Source organism: Streptomyces cyaneofuscatus, from assembly GCF_000718135.1.
GTDB classification, from domain to species: Bacteria; Actinomycetota; Actinomycetes; order Streptomycetales; family Streptomycetaceae; genus Streptomyces; species Streptomyces cyaneofuscatus.
The window spans coordinates 1-19,012 of sequence record NZ_JOEM01000016.1; the positions used below are offsets into that span (position 1 = coordinate 1).

Genomic DNA, 19,012 nt, shown 5'->3' on the forward strand with positions numbered 1-19,012 from the left:
GAAACGCCCGGTTACATTCCGAACCCGGAAGCTAAGCCTTTCAGCGCCGATGGTACTGCAGGGGGGACCCTGTGGGAGAGTAGGACGCCGCCGAACAATCTTTCAAGGACCCCTGGTCCCAGCGTTCACGCTGGGACCAGGGGTCCTTTTGTTTTTCGTCGAAGCGCGTCGGAGGGTCGGCTGCGCGAGAATGTCTGTGGTACCCGAAGACAGGAGTCACACCCATGTCCACCAACTCTCCCGACGATCGTCCGGAGCGCGAGCCGCGTCGCCGGGACGGTGGTGACCGGGGCGGTTACCGCGGTGGTCGTGACGACCGGTCCGGTTCCGCAGCGCCTCGCCGTGACAACGACCGCGGCCCGCGCCGTGACGACAGCCGGCCGACCGGTAGCGGCACCGGTGGCGGTTTCCGCCGCGATGACCGCGACCGCGACCGCGACCGGGATCGTGGGCCGCGTCGTGATGACAACCGTGGCGGTGGCTCCGGCGGTGGCTTCCGCCGTGACGACAACCGTGGTGGCGGTTCCGGTGGTGGTTTCCGTCGTGACGACAACCGTGGTGGTCGTCCCAGCGGTGGCGGCTTCGAGCGTCGTGACGATCGGCCGCGTGGGCCCCGTCGGGACGACGACCGCCCCAGCGGCGGCTTCCCCCGTGATGACCGTGGCGGCAAGGCCGGGAGTGGCTTCCGTCGCGATGACAACCGTGGTGGCGGCTCCGGCGGTGGCTTCCGCCGTGACGATCGTGGCGGCCGGCCCACTGGTGGTGGGTTCGAGCGGCGTGACGACCGGCCGCGTGGCCCGCGTCGCGATGACGACCGCCCCAGCGGTGGCGGCTTCCGGCGTGACGACAACCGCGGCGGCAACGCCGGTGGCGGGTTCCGTCGCGATGACAACCGTGGCGGTGGCTCCGGTGGTGGGTTCCGTCGCGATGACAACCGTGGCGGTGGCTCCGGTGGTGGGTTCCGCCGCGATGACAACCGTGGCGGTGGCTCCGGTGGTGGATTCCGCCGCGACGACGACCGTGGTGGGTTCCGTCGTGATGATGACCGTGGTGGCCGTCCGAGCGGTGGCGGCTTCGAGCGGCGTGATGACCGGCCGCGTGGGCCCCGTCGGGACGACGACCGGCCCAGCGGTGGCGGCTTCCGGCGCGATGACAACCGTGGTGCTGGTTCCGGTGGTGGCTTCCGCCGTGACGACCGGGACCGCGATCGGGACCGTGGGCCTCGTCGTGATGATGACCGTGGTGGGTACCGCGGTGGTCAGCAGCGTGACGACAGCCGTGGTGGCCGTCCGAGCGGTGGTGGGTTCGAGCGTCGTGACGACCGGCCGCGTGGGCCCCGTCGCGATGACGACCGCCCCAGCGGTGGCGGCTTCCGCCGTGATGACAGCCGTGGTGGTGGCTTCCGCCGCGACGACCGTGACCGTGACCGTGGCGGGGACCGTGGTGGTTACCGGGGCGGGCAGCGTGACGACCGTGACCGTGGTGGCTTCCGTGGCGGCCGCGACGACCGTGACCGGGACAGGGACCGTGAGCCGATCAAGCGGCTGCCCATCCCGGACGACGTCACCGGCGACGAGATCGACAAGGACGTGCGCCAGGAGCTCATGAGCCTGCCGAAGACCCTTGCCGAGGACGTCGCGCGCAACCTCGTCATGGTGGCCCGGCTGATCGACGAGGACCCGGAGGAGGCGTACGCGTACTCCCGTATCGCCCTGCGGCTGGCCTCGCGCGTCGCCGCCGTGCGGGAAGCGGCCGGGTTCGCGGCCTACGCGACGCAGAAGTACGCGGAGGCGCTCGCCGAGTTCCGCGCGTCCCGGCGGATGACCGGGTCCGTGGACCTGTGGCCCGTCATGGCGGACTGCGAGCGCGGTCTTGGCCGGCCCGAGCGGGCGATGGCCATGGCCGGTGAGCCCGAGGTGCAGAAGCTGGACAAGGCCGGCCAGGTCGAGATGCGGCTGGTGGCCGCGGGCGCCCGTCGGGACATGGGGCAGATCGACGCCGCCATCGTCACGCTGCAGAGCCCGGAGCTCGCCTCCAGCTCCATCCAGCCGTGGACGCCGCGTCTGCGCTACGCCTACGCGGACGCCCTGCTGGAGGCGGGGCGCGAGGACGAGGCCCGGGAGTGGTTCGGCAAGGCCCTGGAGGCCGACAAGGACGGCTCGACCGACGCGTCGGACCGGCTGGCCGAGCTGGACGGGGTCGCGTTCGTCGATGTCCTGGGTGACGACGAGGACGCGGAGTCCGTCGAGACCGACGGACCCGTCTCCTCCTCCCTCGACGACTCGCCTGAGGGCGACGACGAGGACGACGATGAGCGGGGCGACGGGGCGGACAAGGCCTAGTCGCTGACAGCGGAGTTGGAGCGCTGACACAGGAAAGGGGCGGGACTCCCGAGGGAGTCCCGCCCCTTTCTCATGCCCTGCGGCGCCCTTCAGTCGATGGTCAGGCTCCGCATGACCAGGCCCGTCGCCGGCTTCGGGCCGAACGACGTCGACTTACGGGGCATGGTGACGCCCTGCCTGGCCAGGTCCCGGACGACCTCTTCGCGTACCGGGTGCATGAGCACCGCCGTGGCGCCGAGGCGTTCGGCCTGCTCGACGGCGGCCTCGGTGTCGTGGATGTAGCCGATGTGCTCGGGGGCGTCGGGGATCCGCCAGACGTCGTCGAGCAGCGCCGAGTGCAGCACCGTCGCGTCCAGGGTCCGCCACGCCTCGGGGCGGTCCGTCCGGATCGTACGGGCCAGCAGGGCCGGGTCCGGGCGGTCCACCAGGTGGAAGCCGCCGTCACCGGCCAGGAGGAACGCGTTGCCCTCCGCCGCCGCGCCGGCCAGGGCGTCGAGCGCGCGGGGGAGCGGGCCCTCCACCGTACGGACCCGGAAGAGGCCGGTCAGCGCGTCGAGGGCCCGGGCCACCGGCAGGCCGCGCAGCAGGCGGTGGATCGCGCGGACCTGGAGCGGGTGGCGGGTCGTGTCGACGAGGAGGACGAGGCCGAAGTCCCAGGGGCCCGGGGCGGTCTGTTCCCGCTGGAGCCGGAGGTAGGTGGCCCAGCGGTGGTGGCCGTCGGCGATCAGCGCCTGGTGCCGGGCGAGATCTGTCTCGATCGCGATGCGCTCGGCCGGGTCGGTGACGGCCCAGAGGCGGTGGTGGAACCCGTCCTCCGTCGTGGTGGAGAGCAGAGGCGGGCGCTCGGCCGTGCGCTCGATGACCGCCGCGGCGCCCTCCTCGGCGCCCTCGCCGCGGTAGGTCAGCAGCAGCGGTTCCAGGTGGGCCTGCATCGTGCGCATCAGCTCCGCGCGGTCCGCGACGATGTCGTCCATGACGTCCTCGTGCGGCAGCACGATCCCGTCGGCGGCGGGGGAGAGGGCCAGGGCGCCGATCAGGCCGCGCTGGAGGATCTCGTCGTTGCGCTGCTCGTAGACGTACAGCGTGGGCGCCGGGTCCGGGGCGATGACGCCTTCGGCCAGCCAGCGCTCCAGCGTCCTCGCCGCCTGCCGGTGCCGGTCCTCGGCGGTGTCCGCCTGGGGGAGGATGAGGCGCACGATGTTGTGCGGGTCCGCCGATTCCAGGTGGTGCAGACCGTCCGGCCTGACGACCACGTCGTACGGCGGCGAGGTCACCGCGGCCAGGCTGCCGACCCGCTCGGGGACGTAACGCAGTCCACGGAACGGGATCAGCCGCAGCCCCTGCTCGTCGGGACCTGAAGTGTTCATTTGAGCATCGTATGGGTGCACGGGGCATGCGCGATGATCGGGGGAGCGGCATGAATGAGGAGCGGAGTCATATGAGCCAGCAGCACGACAGGTACCGGCCGGCGGGGAGCAGTACGGCGCTGAGCGCGGCGTACGACACGGCTCTCCTCGACCTGGACGGGGTGGTGTACGCGGGGGGCGAGGCGATCGTCCACGCCGTGGAGTCGCTGTCCACCGCGCGGGACGGCGGGATGCACCTCGCGTACGTCACCAACAACGCCCTGCGCACGCCGGACGCGGTGGCGGAGCACCTGACGGAGCTGGGCGTGCCCGCCGAGGCCGCCGATGTGATCACCTCGGCCCAGGCGGTGGCCCGGCTGATGGCCGACCAGCTGCCCGCCGGGTCCCGGGTGCTGGTCGTCGGCGGCGAAGGGCTGCGGGTCGCGCTGCGGGAGCGCGGTCTGGTACCGGTGGAGTCGGCGGATGACGACCCGGTGGCCGTGGTGCAGGGGTACGGCGGGCCGGACCTGGCGTGGGGGCGGTTCGCCGAGGCGAGCTACGCCGTCGCGCGCGGGCTGCCGTGGTACGCGTCCAACACCGACCTGACCATCCCGGGCGCCCGGGGTATCGCGCCGGGCAACGGTGCCGCCGTGGAGGTCGTACGGATCGCCACCGGCGCCGAACCGCAGGTCGCGGGGAAGCCGTTGCCGCCGATGCACCGGGAGACCGTGCTGCGGACCGGGGCGAAGCGGCCGCTCGTCGTCGGGGACCGGCTGGACACGGACATCGAGGGCGCGTTCAACGGGAGCGTGGACTCGCTGCTCGTGCTGACCGGGGTGACGGACGCGGCCCAGCTGCTCGCCGCACCGCCGCAGCACCGGCCGACGTACGTGGACCGGGATCTGCGGGGGCTGCTCACCGGGCAGCCCGAGGTGACGGTGGAGGGCGGTTCGGACGACGTGTTCCGGTGCGGCGGGTGGACCGCGGCCGTACGTGAGGGGGAGGACCTGGTCCTGGAGGGCGAGGGCGATCCGCTCGACGGGCTGCGGGCGCTCTGCGGGGCCGCGTGGACCTTCGCCGGGGACGGGGCGTTCGGGCCGGACACGGAGAAGGCTGTCGCCGCGCTCGGGCTGTGACCGGGGGGCCCTCAGGCGTGTGCCCGGAGGTGCACAAGGAGGTCTGCGGCGAGGGGCGCCAGGAGGAAGATAGGCTAACCTAACTTGGTGTTGGTCGGTGGTCCCTCCGGCCCTGATCCGCCGGACACCCCCTGCCTCCGGGAGTACGACCATGCAGCGCCTCACCGCAGAATCGGTGACCCTCGGCTACGACCAGCGGGTCATCGCCGAGGATCTCTCGGTCGAGATACCCGACAACTCCTTCACGGTGATCGTCGGGCCCAACGCCTGTGGCAAGTCGACCCTGTTGCGCTCGCTCGCCCGGATGCTGAAGCCGAGCCGGGGGCAGGTGCTGCTGGACGGGCAGGTCATCCACCAGCTGCCCGCGAAGAAGGTCGCCCGCACGCTGGGGCTGCTGCCGCAGTCCTCCATCGCGCCCGACGGCATCACCGTCGCCGACCTGGTCGCCCGGGGCCGCTACCCCCACCAGGGGCTGCTGCGGCAGTGGTCGCCGGAGGACGAGCGGGTGGTCCAGGAGTCGATGGAGTCGACCGGGGTCGCCGAGCTCGCCGACCGTTACGTCGACGAGCTCTCCGGCGGTCAGCGGCAGCGGGTCTGGATCGCCATGGCCCTGGCCCAGCAGACGCCGCTGCTGCTGCTCGACGAGCCGACGACGTACCTCGACATCCAGCACCAGATCGATGTCCTCGACCTGTGTGCGGAGCTGCACGAGACGCAGGGGCGCACGCTCGTCGCCGTACTCCACGATCTGAACCACGCCGCGCGGTACGCCACGCACCTCATCGCGATGCGGGAGGGCGAGATCGTCGCGGAGGGGGCGCCTTCGGATGTGGTGGACGCGGAGTTGGTGGAGCGGGTGTTCGGGATGCGGTGTCAGGTGATCGACGATCCTGAGACCGGGACGCCGCTGGTCGTGCCTGCGGCCCGGAAGGCACGGAAGGTCGCAGCCTGAGGGTGGTGGGCGGGTGCGGGTGGCGCCCTGGTGGGCGCTTTGTCCTCAATCGCCGGACGGGCTTGAGTGTGCCGCCGCACGTCCTGGAACCGGACGGGCCTGAGGTGCTACAGCAGTGACTTCAGCTTCAGCAGGTCCCTGAAGCCCGCCTCCAGCCGTACGCGGCCCGACGCCCACGCCTTCGCGAAGTTCAGGTCGCCGTCGACCAGGGCCACCAGGTCGTCACTCGTCATCGCGAGCCGGATCTCGGCCTTCTCGCGGGGCGGGCCCTCGACCGTGTCCTGGACCTGGATCCGGCCGTCGGCCAGGCGGCCGGTGAACGTGATGTCGAGGTCCTTGATGTGACAGCTCAGCGAGCGGTCGAGCGCGGCGGCGCCGCGCACGTCGCCGTCGGCCGTCGCGAGGTTGTCGGAGAGTGTGTCGAGTGCGCTGCGGCACTCCGCCATGGTCGCCATCGTCCTCGACGGTACACCGGCCCGTCGCGGTAGCGTTTCGGCATGAGCGACTGGACGCCGGAGGCGGGAACCCCGCCCGTGAGCCCGCCTGAGGACGTGAGCACGCCCGAGGAGCCGGACCTGCCCCAGGAGGGGCCCGTGGCCGACGCGCCCTCCTTCGAGCCCGCCGAGCCCGCACCCCTGGGCGTCGAGCGCACCCCCACCGGCCGGGCCGAGGTCGACGCCCTGCTGGAGCGGCTGGCCGACGCGGACCACCTCCCGGCGGACGGGCACACCGCGGTGTACGAGGATGTACACCGTGGGCTCAAGGATGCCCTGACCTCGCTGGACGCCCGTCCGGCCGGGGACGCCCGTCCCGCCGCCGCACCCGGGCCGCCCAGGCCCGGACCCACACCCGCGTACGACAACACGCACGACCACAGGAGCTGAACCGAACGTGGCAGGAGTGGCACGTCGCCGCCTCGACGCCGAGCTGGTACGCCGCAAGCTCGCCCGCTCGCGCGAGCACGCGAGCCAGCTGATCGCCGCGGGGCGGGTCACCGTCGGCCGGACCACCGCGACCAAACCCGCCACCCAGGTCGAGACGGCCGCCGCGATCGTCGTCACCAAGGACGACGACGACCCCGAGTACGTCTCGCGCGGCGGCCACAAGCTGGCCGGGGCCCTCGCCGCCTTCGTACCGCTCGGTCTTGCCGTGGAAGGGCGGCGGGCGCTGGACGCCGGCGCCTCGACCGGCGGGTTCACCGATGTGCTGCTGCGGGCCGGGGCCCGGCAGGTCGTCGCCGTCGACGTGGGGTACGGGCAGCTCGCCTGGTCGCTCCAGTCCGATGAACGGGTCGTCGTCAAGGACCGTACCAATGTGCGGGAGTTGACCTTGGAGGACATCGACGGGGAGGCGGTCGACCTGGTGGTGGGGGATCTGTCCTTCATCCCGCTCGGGCTCGTGCTGCCCGCCCTCGCCCGGTGCGCCGCGTCCGACGCGGACCTGGTCGTCATGGTCAAGCCGCAGTTCGAGGTGGGCAAGGAGCGGCTCGGCAGCGGCGGAGTGGTGCGGAGCGAGGAGCTGCGCGCCGAGACGGTACGTGAAGTGGCGCGCCGGGCCTGGGGGCTCGGGCTCGGCGTACGAGGGGTGACGGCCAGTCCGCTGCCCGGCCCCTCGGGGAACGTCGAGTACTTTCTGTGGCTGCGGGCCGGCGCACCTGAGCTGGATCCCGCGGATGTCGACCGTGCAGTGGCGGAGGGGCCCCGTTGACGACGAATGTGACGACGAACGCGGAACGGACAGTCTTCCTGCTGGCGCACACCGGCCGCCCGGCCGCGATCCGCAGCGCGGAGCTCGTCGTGCAGGGCCTGCTGCGCAACGGGCTCGGCGTCCGGGTCCTGGCGACCGAGGCGGCCGATCTGCCGCTCCCGGACGCGGTGGAGACGGTCACCGACACCTCGCCCGCCGCCGTCGACGGCTGCGAGCTGCTGATCGTCCTCGGCGGTGACGGCACCCTGCTGCGCGGCGCGGAGTTCTCCCGCGCCTCGGGGGTGCCGATGCTCGGCGTCAACCTCGGACGTGTCGGCTTCCTCGCCGAGGCCGAGCGCGACGACCTCGACAAGGTGGTCTCGCGGGTCGTCACCCGTGACTACGAGGTCGAGGAGCGCATGACGATCGATGTCCTCGTGCACAGCAACGGTGACATCGTCCACACCGACTGGGCGCTCAACGAGGCGGCCGTGCAGAAGGTGTCGCCCGAGCGGATGCTCGAAGTCGTCCTGGAGATCGACGGGCGGCCGGTCACCGGGTTCGGCTGCGACGGGATCGTCTGCGCCACCCCGACCGGCTCGACCGCCTACGCCTTCTCGGCGGGCGGGCCCGTCGTCTGGCCCGAGGTGGAGGCGCTGCTGATGGTCCCGATCAGCGCCCACGCCCTGTTCGCCAAGCCCCTGGTGACCTCCCCGACCTCCGTCCTCGCCGTCGAGGTCCAGCCGCACACCCCGCACGGGGTGCTGTGGTGCGACGGGCGCCGGACCGTGGAGCTGCCCGCCGGAGCGCGGGTCGAGGTGCGGCGCGGGGCGGTGCCCGTACGGCTGGCGCGGCTGCACCAGGCCTCGTTCACGGACCGGCTCGTGGCGAAGTTCGCGCTGCCTGTGTCGGGGTGGCGGGGCGCGCCGCACTGACCGGCACGGCGGCCTTCGACGGCCCCCGCGGTCCTCGGGAACGCCCGGGAACGCTCGGGAGAGTGAATCCGGGAGCGGGGGCCGTCGCGCGTCCGCCTCGGAACCTCGTAAGGTCATGTCCGTGTTGGAGGAGATGCGGATACGGTCGCTCGGAGTCATCGACGACGCGGTGGTGGAGCTGTCACCCGGTTTCACCGCGGTGACGGGTGAGACCGGCGCGGGCAAGACCATGGTCGTCACGAGCCTCGGGCTGCTGCTCGGCGGGCGCGCGGACCCCGCCCTCGTACGGGTCGGGGCCAAGGCCGCGGTCGTCGAGGGCAGGATCACGGTGTCCGAGGGCGACGCGGCGGCGCTGCGGGCCGAGGAGGCCGGGGCGGAACTCGACGACGGTGCGCTGCTCATCAGCCGTACCGTTTCGGCGGAAGGACGCTCACGGGCCCACCTCGGCGGCAGATCCGTGCCGGTGGGGGTCCTCACCGAACTCGCGGACGAGCTGGTCGCCGTACACGGGCAGACCGACCAGCAGGGCCTGCTCAAGCCCGCGCGGCAGCGGCAGGCGCTGGACCGGTACGCCGGGGACGGCGTGGAGGTCCCGCACGCGAAGTACGCGGCGGCCTACCGCCGGCTGCGCGCTGTCGCCACCGACCTCGACGAGCTGACCACCCGGGCCCGGGAGCGGGCCCAGGAGGCGGATCTGCTGCGCTTCGGGCTGAACGAGGTCGCCGCCGTGGAGCCGTTGCCGGGGGAGGACACCGAGCTGGCCGCCGAGGCGGAGCGGCTCGGGCACGCGGAGGCCCTCGCCTCCGCCGCCTCCCTCGCGCACACCGCGCTGGCGGGGAATCCGGAGGACCCCGAGGGTGTCGACGCCACGACGGTGGTCGCCGCTGCCGGGCAGTCCTTGGACGCGGTCCGGGCCCATGACCCGGCGCTGGCCGCGCTGGCCGACCGGATCGGGGAGATCTCCATCCTGATCGCGGACGTCTCCGGCGAGCTCGCCGGGTACGCCGACCAGCTGGAGGCCGATCCGCTGCGGCTGGCCGCCGTGGAGGAGCGGCGGGCCGCGCTCACCACCCTGACCCGCAAGTACGGTGAGGACATCGCTGCCGTGCTCGCCTGGGCGCAGGAAGGCGCGGGCCGGCTCACCGAGCTGGAGGGCGACGACGAGCGGATCGGCGAGCTGACCGCCGAGCGCGACGCGTTGCGCGCCGAACTCTCGGCGCTCGGTCAGGCGTTGACCGACGCCCGTACGGAGGCCGCCGCCCGGTTCGCCGAGGCGGTGACCGAGGAGCTCGCCTCGCTCGCCATGCCGCACGCCCGGGTCTCCTTCGCCATCCGGCAGACCGAGGCGGCCGACGAGGCGTCCGGCATCGACATCGGCGGGCGGAGTGTCGTCTACGGCCCTTCGGGCGCCGACGAGGTGGAACTGCTGCTCGCCCCGCACCCCGGGGCCCAGCCCCGGCCGATCGCCAAGGGTGCCTCGGGCGGTGAGCTGTCCCGGGTGATGCTCGCGGTCGAGGTAGTCTTCGCGGGCTCCGACCCGGTGCCGACGTATCTCTTCGACGAGGTCGACGCGGGTGTCGGCGGCAAGGCGGCGGTGGAGGTCGGGCGGCGCCTGGCCAAGCTCGCCCGCTCCGCCCAGGTCGTCGTCGTGACGCACCTGCCGCAGGTCGCGGCCTTCGCCGACCGCCAACTGCTGGTCGAGAAGACCGTGGACGGCTCGGTGACCCGGAGCGGGGTCACGGTCCTGGAGGGCGAGGACCGGGTCCGGGAGCTCTCCCGGATGCTGGCGGGCCAGGAGGACTCCGAGACGGCCCGCGCCCATGCCGAGGAGCTGCTGGAGACGGCGCGCAAGGACGGGTGACGAGGTAGGTGTGCGGGGCCGGGCGGGGATATTCCGTCCGGCCCCGTACGCGTATCTAGGCTTCCTCCATGGGTACGAACGTGAGCAGGGCCGTCGTCGTCGCAGGTCTCGTCGGTGCGGGGGTGTACGCGGTGCTGAGCCGCCGTCGTACGGACCCCGTCTGGCTGCGGACCAACCACGCGGGCCGGACCGTCACCCTGTACGCCGGGCCTGCGGCCGTGCTCGGTGCGGCCGCCGGGACCGCTGCCGCCCCGGGGCCGGTCCGAGGGCGTGCGGCCGGGGTACTCGCCGTGCTGGCCGCCGGGGGCTGCGGGGCGTACGACGACCTCGTGGGGACCGATGACCCGCGCCGGGGGTTCCGGGCCCATCTCGGGGCCCTGCGCGGGGGCGAGGTGACCAGCGGGGCCGTGAAGCTCTTCGGGATCGGGGCGGCGGGGGTGCTCGCCGGGCTGCTGATCGAGGAGCGGGCGGTGGACGGGGTGCTGACCGGTGCGGTCATCGCCGGTACCGCCCATCTGGTGAACCTCGTCGATGTGGGGCCGGGGGTGGCCGTGGGTTCCGTGGTGCTGCTGGGGGCGGTGGCCGGGATGCCGGGGGCCGCTGCCGCGGCGGTGCTCGCCCCCGCCGACCTGGGGGAGCGCACCATGCTGGGGGACACCGGGGCCCATGGGCTCGGGGCCGCTCTGGGGATCGCCCTGGCCCGGGGCGGTGGATGTCTCGGGGGGAGCGCGGGGCGTGCCGCCCTGGCCGTCGGACTGGTTGCGGCCGCGGCGAACGGCGAGCGGGTCAGCGGGCTCGCCCGACGCGCCTCGGGGGTACTGAGGCGCGTGGCGGGGGTTGCGGGGCGTTGACGGGGCGGGGGAGCGGGGCGTTGAAGGGGCTGCGGGGCGGTGAAGGGGGGTTGCAGGGACGCCGGCGAAGGCAACATCACGCCCTCTGATTCACCCGTGAGAGTGGTGCGGCGTGGCCGGTTGTCGCCGCGTGCCCGGCAGCAACGTTCCGGCAGTCCCGGAACGCGCGTACGGACTGGCATCCTTGGCGCTGTACCTACCGCCGACTCCGGGACCCCGGGAGCCAATCAACGTGTCACAGCTGCGTACGGTCCAAGTCCTGGGCGGCGGCAGTGCGGGCAGCAGCGCGCACGTCAGTTCGCTCGCCGCGGGGCTGGTGGCGCGTGGGGTGCAGGTCACCGTCTGCGCCCCGCCCGCGGTGGACCGCGCCTACGACTTCACGGCGACCGGGGCCCGCTTCCTGCCGGTGCCCCGGCGCAGCGACCCGGCCGCCGTGGCCGCGCTCCGCGCCGCCTGCGCGGGGGCCGACGTGGTCCACGCCCACGGGCTGCACGCCGCCTCCCGCACCGCCTTCGCCCTGAGCGGGCGGACCGTGCCCCTGGTGCTGACCTGGCACACCCGCCGGTACGCCGAGGGCGCCCGCCGCCAGATCCTGCACCTGCTGGAGCGAAGAGCCGTACGGGTGGCCGCCGTTGTCCTCGCCCCCTCCTCCGACCTGGTGGACCGGGCGCGGGTCCGAGGGGCCCGGGACGCGCGGCTCGCCCCGGCCGCCGCCCCCGTACCGCGCTCGGCCGGCACCCTGCACGACGGCAAGGCGCGGGCCGAACTGGGGGCGGTCGAGCGGCCGTTGCTGATGGCCGTCGGCAGCCTCGTGCCGCACCACGGCTTCTCCACCCTGCTGGACGCCGCCCGTATCTGGCGCGGGCTCGACCCCGTACCCCTGCTCGTCATCGCGGGGGAGGGGCGCGACCGGGACGCCCTGCAACAGCGCATCCGGGAAGAGGAGTTGCCCGTACGGCTGATCGGCTGCCGGGACGATGTCGCTGAGTTGATCGCCGCCGCCGACCTGGCCCTGCTGCCGAGCCGCTGGGAGGGCCGCTCCCTGCTGGCGCAGGAGGCGCTGCGGCTGGGGGTGCCGCTGGTCGCGACCGAGGTCGATGGTGTGCCCGAACTGGTGGGTGAGGCAGCTGAGTTGGTGCCGTTCGGGAACGCGGAGGCGCTCGCCCGTACGGTCGCGCGGTTGCTGGGCGACCCCGAGCGGTGCGCGCGGCTGGCCGAGGCCGGGCGGGAGCAGGCGGCGAGCTGGCCCACCGAGGACGACACCATCGCCCATGTGCTCAGCGTGTACGACGAGTTGGCGCAACCGCTGCCTTCGCGTACCTAGTTCGTGTGGCGGCGGGCCCGTAGCGCCAGGCTGAGGGCCAGGACCGTCTGCGGGTCGTCCAGGTCCGTGCCGAGCAGCTCACCGATCCTGGCCAGCCGGTTGTAGAGCGTCTGGCGGTTGAGGTGCAGTTCGCGGGCGGTCTCCGCCTTGCGGCCCGCGTGCGCCAGATACGCCTGGAGCGTCGGCAGCAGCGGCGGGCGCGAGGTCCGGTCGTGCTCGCGCAGCGGGCCGATCGCCCGGTTCACGAATGCCGCCAGGTCCGGGTGGTCCCGCAGCCGCCACAGCAGCAGGTCGATGTCGAGCCGCCGGGCGTCGTACCAGGGCCGGTCGTCAAGACCCTGCGCCGCCGTGGCCGTCTCCGAGGCGTGCCGCAGCCCCGCGCCCGCCGCCGCCCAGCTTCCGGCGACACCGACCACGACCACCGGCGGCTGCGACCCGGCCCGGTCGAGGCCGGCCCGCCCCACGCCCGCCCGCAGCGCCGCCGCCACCCGGTCCGCGACCGCCGTGCGCTCGCCCTCCGAGCGCAGCCCGAGCAGCAGCGGCACTCGCCCCTCCACCGGCCGTACGCCCAGCAGCACCGGCACGCCGACCGAGGCCAGCTCCTCCAGCACCGCGCGGGCCAGCAGCGCCCAGTTGCCCGACGGGGACAGCTCGGGCGCCAGCCGCATCACGACCGGGAGGAGCGGGGTGTCCCCGGGCCGGAAGCCGAGCACCCGGGCCTGGGCCGGGGCGTCCTCCGGGGTGATCCGGCCCTCCGCGAGATCGGTGAGGAAGTCGCCGCGGCCCCGGGCCGCCAGCTCCTCCTCCTGCCGGGCCTGCATCAGGACGACGGCGAGCAGGCCCGCCGCCCGCTCGGCCGCCATCCGGTGCACGGTGGCCAGCGGGCCCGAGACGGCGAGCAGCACCAGCCGGGCCCGTACGGCACCGGTGTCCGGACCGCCGCCCGGCACGTCCACCAGGAGCGCACCGGTCGGCGGCGACTCCCGGGCCGCCCGGTCGCCGCGCATGCCCTCCCAGACCTGGAGCGGGTCCGCGCCCACCGGGCCCGTGCCCGTGGACGCCGCGTACAGGAGTTGCCCGTCGGGCGTCTCCAGGAAGACCGGGTTGGCGGTGAAGTCGGCGAGGATGCCGAGGACCTGCGGCACCCCGCCCCCGTCGAGCAGCGCCCGGGTGGCGCGCCGGTGCACCTCCTCCGCCTGCTGGAGCAGGGTGTAGTGCCCGTTGACGATCTCGGTGTGCACCTCCTCGGTCACCGCGACGAACGGGACCTCGCGGTGGAGCTGCACCAACGGCAGGCCGGCCGCGCGGGCCGCGTCCACGATGGAGGCGGGCAGCCGGCTGAAGCGCGGGCCGAGCTCCACCACCAGGGCGGCGATGCCCCGGTCGGCCAGGCGGCGGACGAAGGCGCGCTGCTCGGCGGGGCGGGTGCCGAGGCCCAGGCCGGTGGTGAGGAGCAGCTCGCCGCCCTTGAGGAGCGAGGCGATGTTCGGGACCTCGCCCGCGTGCACCCAGCGCACGGTGCGGTGCAGCCGGTCCGCGCCGGCCACCACCTCCGGGAGCCCCGCACGCAGCCCCGGCAGCTCCAGTGCCCGCTGCACGGTGATTCCGCTGTGGCTCTCCACGTACCCGGCCCGCTTTCCCTTTGTTCCCGCCGCCCGTACCCCGGGCGTCCGTCCTGTTCAGGACGCTACCGCCCGGGGGGCGGGGTGCGCATGGCAGGGGAGGCGTGGAGACCGTGGGGTCAGGCGGCCGTGGAGGCTCCGGACGGGATGCCGAAGGACGGGTCCGGCACCTCCTCGGGGGAGATCAGCGTCGAGGAGCGGCCGTCGACGCCCACCGGCACGTCGCCGTCGATGGTGACGCGGCGGAGCTTGCGCTCATGGGCGTCGGAGTCGTCGACCCCGTAGTGCTGGGTGGCGCGGTTGTCCCAGATCGCCACGTCGCCCACCTGCCACTGCCAGCGCACGGTGTTCTCCGGGCGCTCGATGTGCGACTGGAACAGATCCAGGAGCGTACGGGAGTCGCGGCCCGTGAGGCCCGCGATGCGCTGCACGAAGTTGCCCAGCAGCAGGGTGCGCTCACCGGTCTCGGGGTGGACGCGGACCACCGGGTGCTCGGTGAGGAACTTCGTCGAGGTGAACACCTCCTTGTACTGCTTCAGCGCCTCGGGGAGGGCCTGCGGGCGCAGCGCCGCGTAGTCGTAGTCGTTGGAGTGCACCGCGCGCAGCGAGTCGGCCAGGACCCGGAGAGGCTCGGGGAGCCCGTCGTACGCGGTGGCGGTGTTGGCCCACAGGGTGTTGCCGCCGTACGGCGGGATGACGACGGCGCGCAGGATGGAGAAGGCCGGGTAGGCGGGGACGAAGGTGACGTCGGTGTGCCACTGGTTGGCCCGGCCGCCGTGGTCGGAGTCGATACCGAGGGAGTAACGGCCGTCGGCGGACGGCACGGTGGGGTGGGCGACCGGGGTGCCGAGCAGTTTGCCGAACGCCTCGTGGCTCTCCTCGTCCAGGTGGTCCTGGCCGCGGAAGAAGACGACCTTGTTGGCGAGGAGAGCCGCCCGGATCCCGGCGACGGTCTCGGGTGAGAGGTCCCCGCCGAGGCGGACGCCGGAGATGACGGCGCCGAGACGGCCGCCGACCTTCTGGACGATGAGGGCGGAGGTGGTGGTTGCCGAGGACATGGTGGGTTCCTTTCGGAGCTTTCACGGGTCGGGGCTGCCAGGGAGTTGCGAAGCCACGACCATCCATTGATTAATCTTGGAGCGAAATTAATTCGGGCGACGATGGACCCCCGTTGGAGAACCAGGGGTGAAGCGGGGGCCGTGCGGAGGAGGAAGCGCGGTGCGGCCGGAGAGAGGGCCGGTCAGGCGGCGGTACAGCGGCCGGGACACCCGGGCGCTGCTGCGGTGCGGCCGGCGTGGGCGGGCCGCGCGTCGGAAACGGCCGTCGCGAACATGGACCGGAGAATTCCAGCGCCCCTCCGCGTACGTCAAGCACCCTCCCGTGGACCGGGAGGCGTCCGGCGGTGGTTGAATCGGCGCTCGCGCACGGCCCGGCCGCTGTCCGGCAACGCCCCGTCAAACCGCTTCTGAGCAGCGCTTTTCCCGGCGATCCCGGACAGGTCGGCCACCCCGTCAGACCACCGGGCGCGGGACCCGGCGCGATTTCACGCCGCCGTAATGTTGCGAGTGCCCCCGTGCCCCCCGTGGCGCAGGACCGAAGGAAGGCCCCATGACTGCCGCCCCCCAGCTCCCTCGGACGACCACCGCCCCCTCGGCCCGGACGGCCGACCGGCTGCCCCGCGCGACCGGCGACGGCCGGCGCGAGGCCAACGCCGCGACGGTGCTGCGCGCGGTGCTCGACCACGGGCCCGTCGCCCGCAGGTCGATCGCCCAGCTCTCCGGCCTCAGCCCCGCCGCCGTATCGCGCCAGTGCGTCGACCTCGTCCGCCTCGGCCTCGTCCGTGAACTGCCCGAACGGGTGGAGAGCAGTGGCGTCGGCAGACCCCAGATCCCGGTCGACCTGCACACCGGGGAGAGCGACGGGCCGGTGGCGGGCGGGGTCCACATCGGGGTGCCCGGTTCGACGTTCGGCCTGCTGGATCTACGGGGCCGGCTGCTGGCCCGCCGCACCTTCCCGCACGACGGCATCGCCTCCCAGGACCTTTCGCGTGAAGTCGTCGCCGGGCTGCGCGCCTTCCTCGCCGACACCACCGGGGACCACCGCCTCCTCGGGGTCGGCGCCGCACTCGGCGGGTGGGTGGACCCGGCGCTCGGGACGGCGGTGCGGCACGACACCCTCGGCTGGCACCAGCGGCCGCTCGCCGCCGAACTCTCCCGGGGCCTCGGCGGGATCGACGTACGCATCGACAACCACGCCCGCGCCATCGCCCAGTCCGAGATCCTCTTCGGCCGGCCCGCCGCCCGCCGCAGCCTGGTCCACCTCTTCATCGGCAACGTGGTCGACGCGGCCCTGGGCATCGCCGGGGTGGTCCATCAGGGGCCGGGCTCCGGCGCGGGGGACGTGGCCCACCTGCCCGTACCGGACTCCACGGTCACCTGCCCGTGCGGGCGGACCGGCTGCCTGGAGGCGACGGCCTCGAACATGGCGGTCGCCCGGACCGCCGTGCGGCGCGGGATCGTGCCGGAGGCCGATGTGTTCCTGCTGGTGGACGCGGCGGCGGCCGGGGACCGGCGGGCGGACCGGCTGCTGCGCGAGCGGGCCCGCGCGGTGGGCCGGGCGACCGCTTTGCTGCTGGACGTCCTCAACCCGGACCTGGTCGTGGTCACCGAGCACTCCAGCCTCCTCAACCCGGAGTACCTGGAGGAGATCAGGGGCGCCGCGGTCGACCTCTCGCATGTCTGCGGGGACCCCGAACGGATCGTCAGTCCGCATGCCGGAATGACCGTGCTGCCCGTCGCCGGGGGGACGATCGCGCTGAATCCCCTGTTCAGGAGCCCTTTGGCGGCCTCTCAGCGGTAGCGGCGCGTATGGGGCAGGAGGTGATTTCGTACCAAGATCCGGACAGACCAGGTTGACCGCCCGGCGAAGCCACTGTCATATTGCTCCCGTGAACCCGGACATGCGCCTCATCTCCCGCAGGCACGTCGACCTCTGTCGACAGGCCAGCGCGGTCTGTGCCGTCCACAGCTGACCCGGACCCCTCCCGCGCTCCCGGACCCGTTCCGCGGAGCTGTTCCACGGACCCGGTCCGATGCCCGGCGCCGCTCCACGCGGCCCGGCGCGCTGATCCCACGCCTCACGTGTCACCTCTCGCGGTCGAGCCGCTTCTGACCCGTACGACCTGACGTCGTACGTCCGCACACCCGCAGCTCCGTACACCCGCACGCCCGTACACCCGTGCTTCGCGCTCCGGTGGCGCCTCTGTCTCCCTTCCATTGCTCCCGCAGCGGAATCAATTGGCGCCACCCGCATCCGCTTCGCCCCACCCACCGTCCCTCACTGTCACAGGCAGGCTTCGATGACCGAGCTGTACCCCTCCCCGTCCCCGTCCACCGGACTCTCCCGGCGCTCCACCCTGCTCGCCGGCGGCGGCAGCGCCCTGCTGCTCGGACTGGGCCTGACGGGCTGCCGCTCGGCGGTCTCCGAGAGCTCGTCCGCTCCCGAGGAGACCGGTGGCAAGCCCCGGCGCGGCGGTACCCTCAACCTCGCCGTCAACTCCGACTTCGTCCCGGCCCTGCTCTTCGCGCAGAGCGGCCAGTCCCTCCAGCAGCGGCTGATCTACAACACCCTGACCCGGTACGACGACGCCCTCACGCCGAAGCCGGAGCTCGCCACCTCCTGGACGTACGCGAAGGACGGGCGCAGCATCACGCTGAAGCTGCGCGACGACGTCACCTTCCACGACGGCCGCCCCTTCACCGCCGACGACGTGATCTTCGCGGTGAAGAACCTCCAGAACCCCGTGCGCGCCGCCCAGTTGCGCAGCACGGCGGCCGCCGTCAACGGGTTCGAGAAGCGCGGTGACCACGAGCTGGTGCTCAAGCTCGCGCATCCGGTCAACAACCTCTTCGACCTCTTCGAGTTCATGATCATCACCGACGAGAAGACCGTCGAGGACGCCGTCACCGGCAAGAAGCTCATCGGCACCGGCCCGTTCAAGCTGAAGAAGTGGAGCCCCGGCTCCGGGCTGAGCCTGACCCGTAACGACAGCTACTGGCTGCCGGACCGCCCATACCTCGACGGGGTCGAACTGCGGGTGATACCCCAGGCCGACGCGCTGATCTCGTCCCTGCGCTCCGGCCAGTCCCAGCTCTCCTTCGCCGTCCCCGGCAAGAGCCTCGGCGTCATCAATAGCGACCCCAAGCTCAAGATCACCAACTACGACACCGGAGCGGGCGCCATCTACCTGGGCGTCAACACCACCATCGCCCCGCTGAACGACAGGACCGTCCGCCAGGCCCTCGCCTGGGCCATCGACCGCGACCGGCTCCTCGCGCAGACCCTGGGCGGTTACGGTCTCGCCTCCGCCGCTCCGTGGCCCAAGTCCTCGCCCGCCTTCAGCGAGGCCCACCGCACCCATTACACCCACAACCCCGGCAAGGCGCGCGAGCTGCTGAAGTCCGCCGGGCACAGCAAACTCTCCTTCCCGCTGCTGCACATCGGGCTGCCCGGCGAGACCGCCATCGCCGAGTCCATCCAGTACGACCTCAAGCAGATCGGCGTCACCACCACCCTGGAGCCCACCGACGGTGCCACCGCGCAGAAGAAGCTGATCTCGCAGGAGATGCCGGCGCTGTGGTCGATGGGCCACGGCTTCGCCCAGGTCCAGCCCTCCACCCTCGCGGTGAGCGCGTACCCGTTCAACGAGGCGAAGAACACCTCCAAGTACCGCTCCGCCACCTACACCAAGGTCGTCCAGGAGGCGTGGACGAAGCCGGAGACGAGCGCGGCCGAGGCCAACGCCCTGCACGAGAAGATCTCCGGGATCCTGCTCGACGAGGCGTTCATCATCGACCTCGTCGTACGCGGCCAGGTCCAGGTCAACGCCGACCGGCTGCACGGCGTCGCGCTCAACAAGTTCTCCTATCTCAACCTCGACGACGCCTACCTGGTGTGA

General features: G+C 73.0%; 17 protein-coding genes and 1 rRNA gene. 14 read left to right on the plus strand and 4 right to left on the minus strand.

Annotation, left to right across the window (positions count from 1 at the left end; genetic code table 11):
• The 3 genes from rrf to IF17_RS1000000139515 form a co-directional block, all read left to right on the plus strand.
• Window positions 1–96 (plus strand): 5S ribosomal RNA (gene rrf, locus IF17_RS1000000137215); the annotation flags it as partial.
• 207 nt (window positions 97–303) lie between these two features.
• A complete protein-coding gene (locus IF17_RS1000000139510) occupies window positions 304–1,608 on the plus strand; it encodes a hypothetical protein (RefSeq protein ID WP_342342170.1) in 1,305 nt (434 codons plus the stop codon).
• Window positions 1,605–2,342, plus strand: a complete 738-nt coding sequence (locus tag IF17_RS1000000139515) for a tetratricopeptide repeat protein (RefSeq protein WP_030569736.1) — start codon at window positions 1,605–1,607, stop codon at window positions 2,340–2,342. The genes IF17_RS1000000139510 and IF17_RS1000000139515 overlap by 4 nt, the downstream gene beginning before the upstream one ends.
• An 89-nt stretch (window positions 2,343–2,431) precedes the next feature.
• On the opposite strand, the gene IF17_RS0124545 is transcribed toward IF17_RS1000000139515, so the two are convergent.
• Window positions 2,432–3,709 carry a DUF1015 family protein gene (locus IF17_RS0124545; RefSeq protein WP_030569739.1) on the minus strand — a complete coding sequence of 426 codons (1,278 nt, stop codon included), beginning with the start codon at window positions 3,707–3,709 and terminating at the stop codon, window positions 2,432–2,434.
• A gap of 71 nt (window positions 3,710–3,780) precedes the next feature.
• On the opposite strand from IF17_RS0124545, the gene IF17_RS0124550 reads away from it, so the two are divergent.
• Window positions 3,781–4,824, plus strand: a complete 1,044-nt coding sequence (locus tag IF17_RS0124550; protein ID WP_030569741.1) for an HAD hydrolase-like protein — start codon at window positions 3,781–3,783, stop codon at window positions 4,822–4,824.
• Window positions 4,825–4,975: 151 nt separating this feature from the next.
• Window positions 4,976–5,776: an ABC transporter ATP-binding protein gene (locus IF17_RS0124555; RefSeq protein ID WP_030569743.1), complete on the plus strand. Its 801-nt coding sequence runs from the start codon at window positions 4,976–4,978 to the stop codon at window positions 5,774–5,776.
• A 107-nt stretch (window positions 5,777–5,883) separates the two neighbouring features.
• Here the strand turns inward: IF17_RS0124555 and IF17_RS0124560 are convergent, their stop codons facing one another.
• Window positions 5,884–6,231 carry an SCP2 sterol-binding domain-containing protein gene (locus IF17_RS0124560; RefSeq protein WP_030569746.1) on the minus strand — a complete coding sequence of 116 codons (348 nt, stop codon included), beginning with the start codon at window positions 6,229–6,231 and terminating at the stop codon, window positions 5,884–5,886.
• Between the two features lie 42 nt (window positions 6,232–6,273).
• On the opposite strand from IF17_RS0124560, the gene IF17_RS0124565 reads away from it, so the two are divergent.
• The 6 genes from IF17_RS0124565 (at window position 6,274) to IF17_RS0124590 (ending at window position 12,433) form a co-directional block, all read left to right on the plus strand.
• The gene (locus tag IF17_RS0124565) at window positions 6,274–6,660 is read left to right on the plus strand and encodes a hypothetical protein (RefSeq protein WP_030569749.1); all 387 of its coding nucleotides are present in this window, start codon (window positions 6,274–6,276) and stop codon (window positions 6,658–6,660) included.
• 7 nt (window positions 6,661–6,667) lie between these two features.
• A complete protein-coding gene (locus IF17_RS0124570) occupies window positions 6,668–7,483 on the plus strand; it encodes a TlyA family RNA methyltransferase (protein ID WP_030569752.1) in 816 nt (271 codons plus the stop codon).
• A gap of 8 nt (window positions 7,484–7,491) precedes the next feature.
• A complete protein-coding gene (locus IF17_RS0124575) occupies window positions 7,492–8,397 on the plus strand; it encodes an NAD kinase (protein WP_030569755.1) in 906 nt (301 codons plus the stop codon).
• Window positions 8,398–8,512: 115 nt separating this feature from the next.
• Window positions 8,513–10,258 carry a DNA repair protein RecN gene (gene recN / locus IF17_RS0124580; RefSeq protein WP_030569756.1) on the plus strand — a complete coding sequence of 582 codons (1,746 nt, stop codon included), beginning with the start codon at window positions 8,513–8,515 and terminating at the stop codon, window positions 10,256–10,258.
• Between the two features lie 68 nt (window positions 10,259–10,326).
• Window positions 10,327–11,109, plus strand: a complete 783-nt coding sequence (locus tag IF17_RS0124585) for a hypothetical protein (RefSeq protein WP_051884114.1) — start codon at window positions 10,327–10,329, stop codon at window positions 11,107–11,109.
• A gap of 232 nt (window positions 11,110–11,341) precedes the next feature.
• Window positions 11,342–12,433 carry a glycosyltransferase family 4 protein gene (locus tag IF17_RS0124590; protein WP_030569760.1) on the plus strand — a complete coding sequence of 364 codons (1,092 nt, stop codon included), beginning with the start codon at window positions 11,342–11,344 and terminating at the stop codon, window positions 12,431–12,433.
• Here IF17_RS0124590 and IF17_RS0124595 read toward each other — a convergent pair.
• The gene (locus IF17_RS0124595) at window positions 12,430–14,055 is read right to left on the minus strand and encodes a PucR family transcriptional regulator (protein ID WP_030569763.1); all 1,626 of its coding nucleotides are present in this window, start codon (window positions 14,053–14,055) and stop codon (window positions 12,430–12,432) included. The two genes, IF17_RS0124590 and IF17_RS0124595, sit on opposite strands and share 4 nt — an antisense overlap.
• 119 nt (window positions 14,056–14,174) lie before the next feature.
• Window positions 14,175–15,113, minus strand: a complete 939-nt coding sequence (locus IF17_RS0124600; protein WP_030569765.1) for a TauD/TfdA dioxygenase family protein — start codon at window positions 15,111–15,113, stop codon at window positions 14,175–14,177.
• A 550-nt stretch (window positions 15,114–15,663) separates the two neighbouring features.
• Here IF17_RS0124600 and IF17_RS0124605 point away from each other — a divergent pair.
• The 3 genes from IF17_RS0124605 (at window position 15,664) to IF17_RS0124610 (ending at window position 19,012) form a co-directional block, all read left to right on the plus strand.
• On the plus strand, window positions 15,664–16,914 hold the full coding sequence (locus IF17_RS0124605) for an ROK family transcriptional regulator (RefSeq protein WP_051884115.1): 1,251 nt from the start codon (window positions 15,664–15,666) through the stop codon (window positions 16,912–16,914).
• Between the two features lie 100 nt (window positions 16,915–17,014).
• Window positions 17,015–17,086, plus strand: a complete 72-nt coding sequence (locus IF17_RS1000000140265) for a putative leader peptide (protein ID WP_317824983.1) — start codon at window positions 17,015–17,017, stop codon at window positions 17,084–17,086.
• 327 nt (window positions 17,087–17,413) lie between these two features.
• Window positions 17,414–19,012: an ABC transporter substrate-binding protein gene (locus tag IF17_RS0124610; RefSeq protein ID WP_030569768.1), complete on the plus strand. Its 1,599-nt coding sequence runs from the start codon at window positions 17,414–17,416 to the stop codon at window positions 19,010–19,012.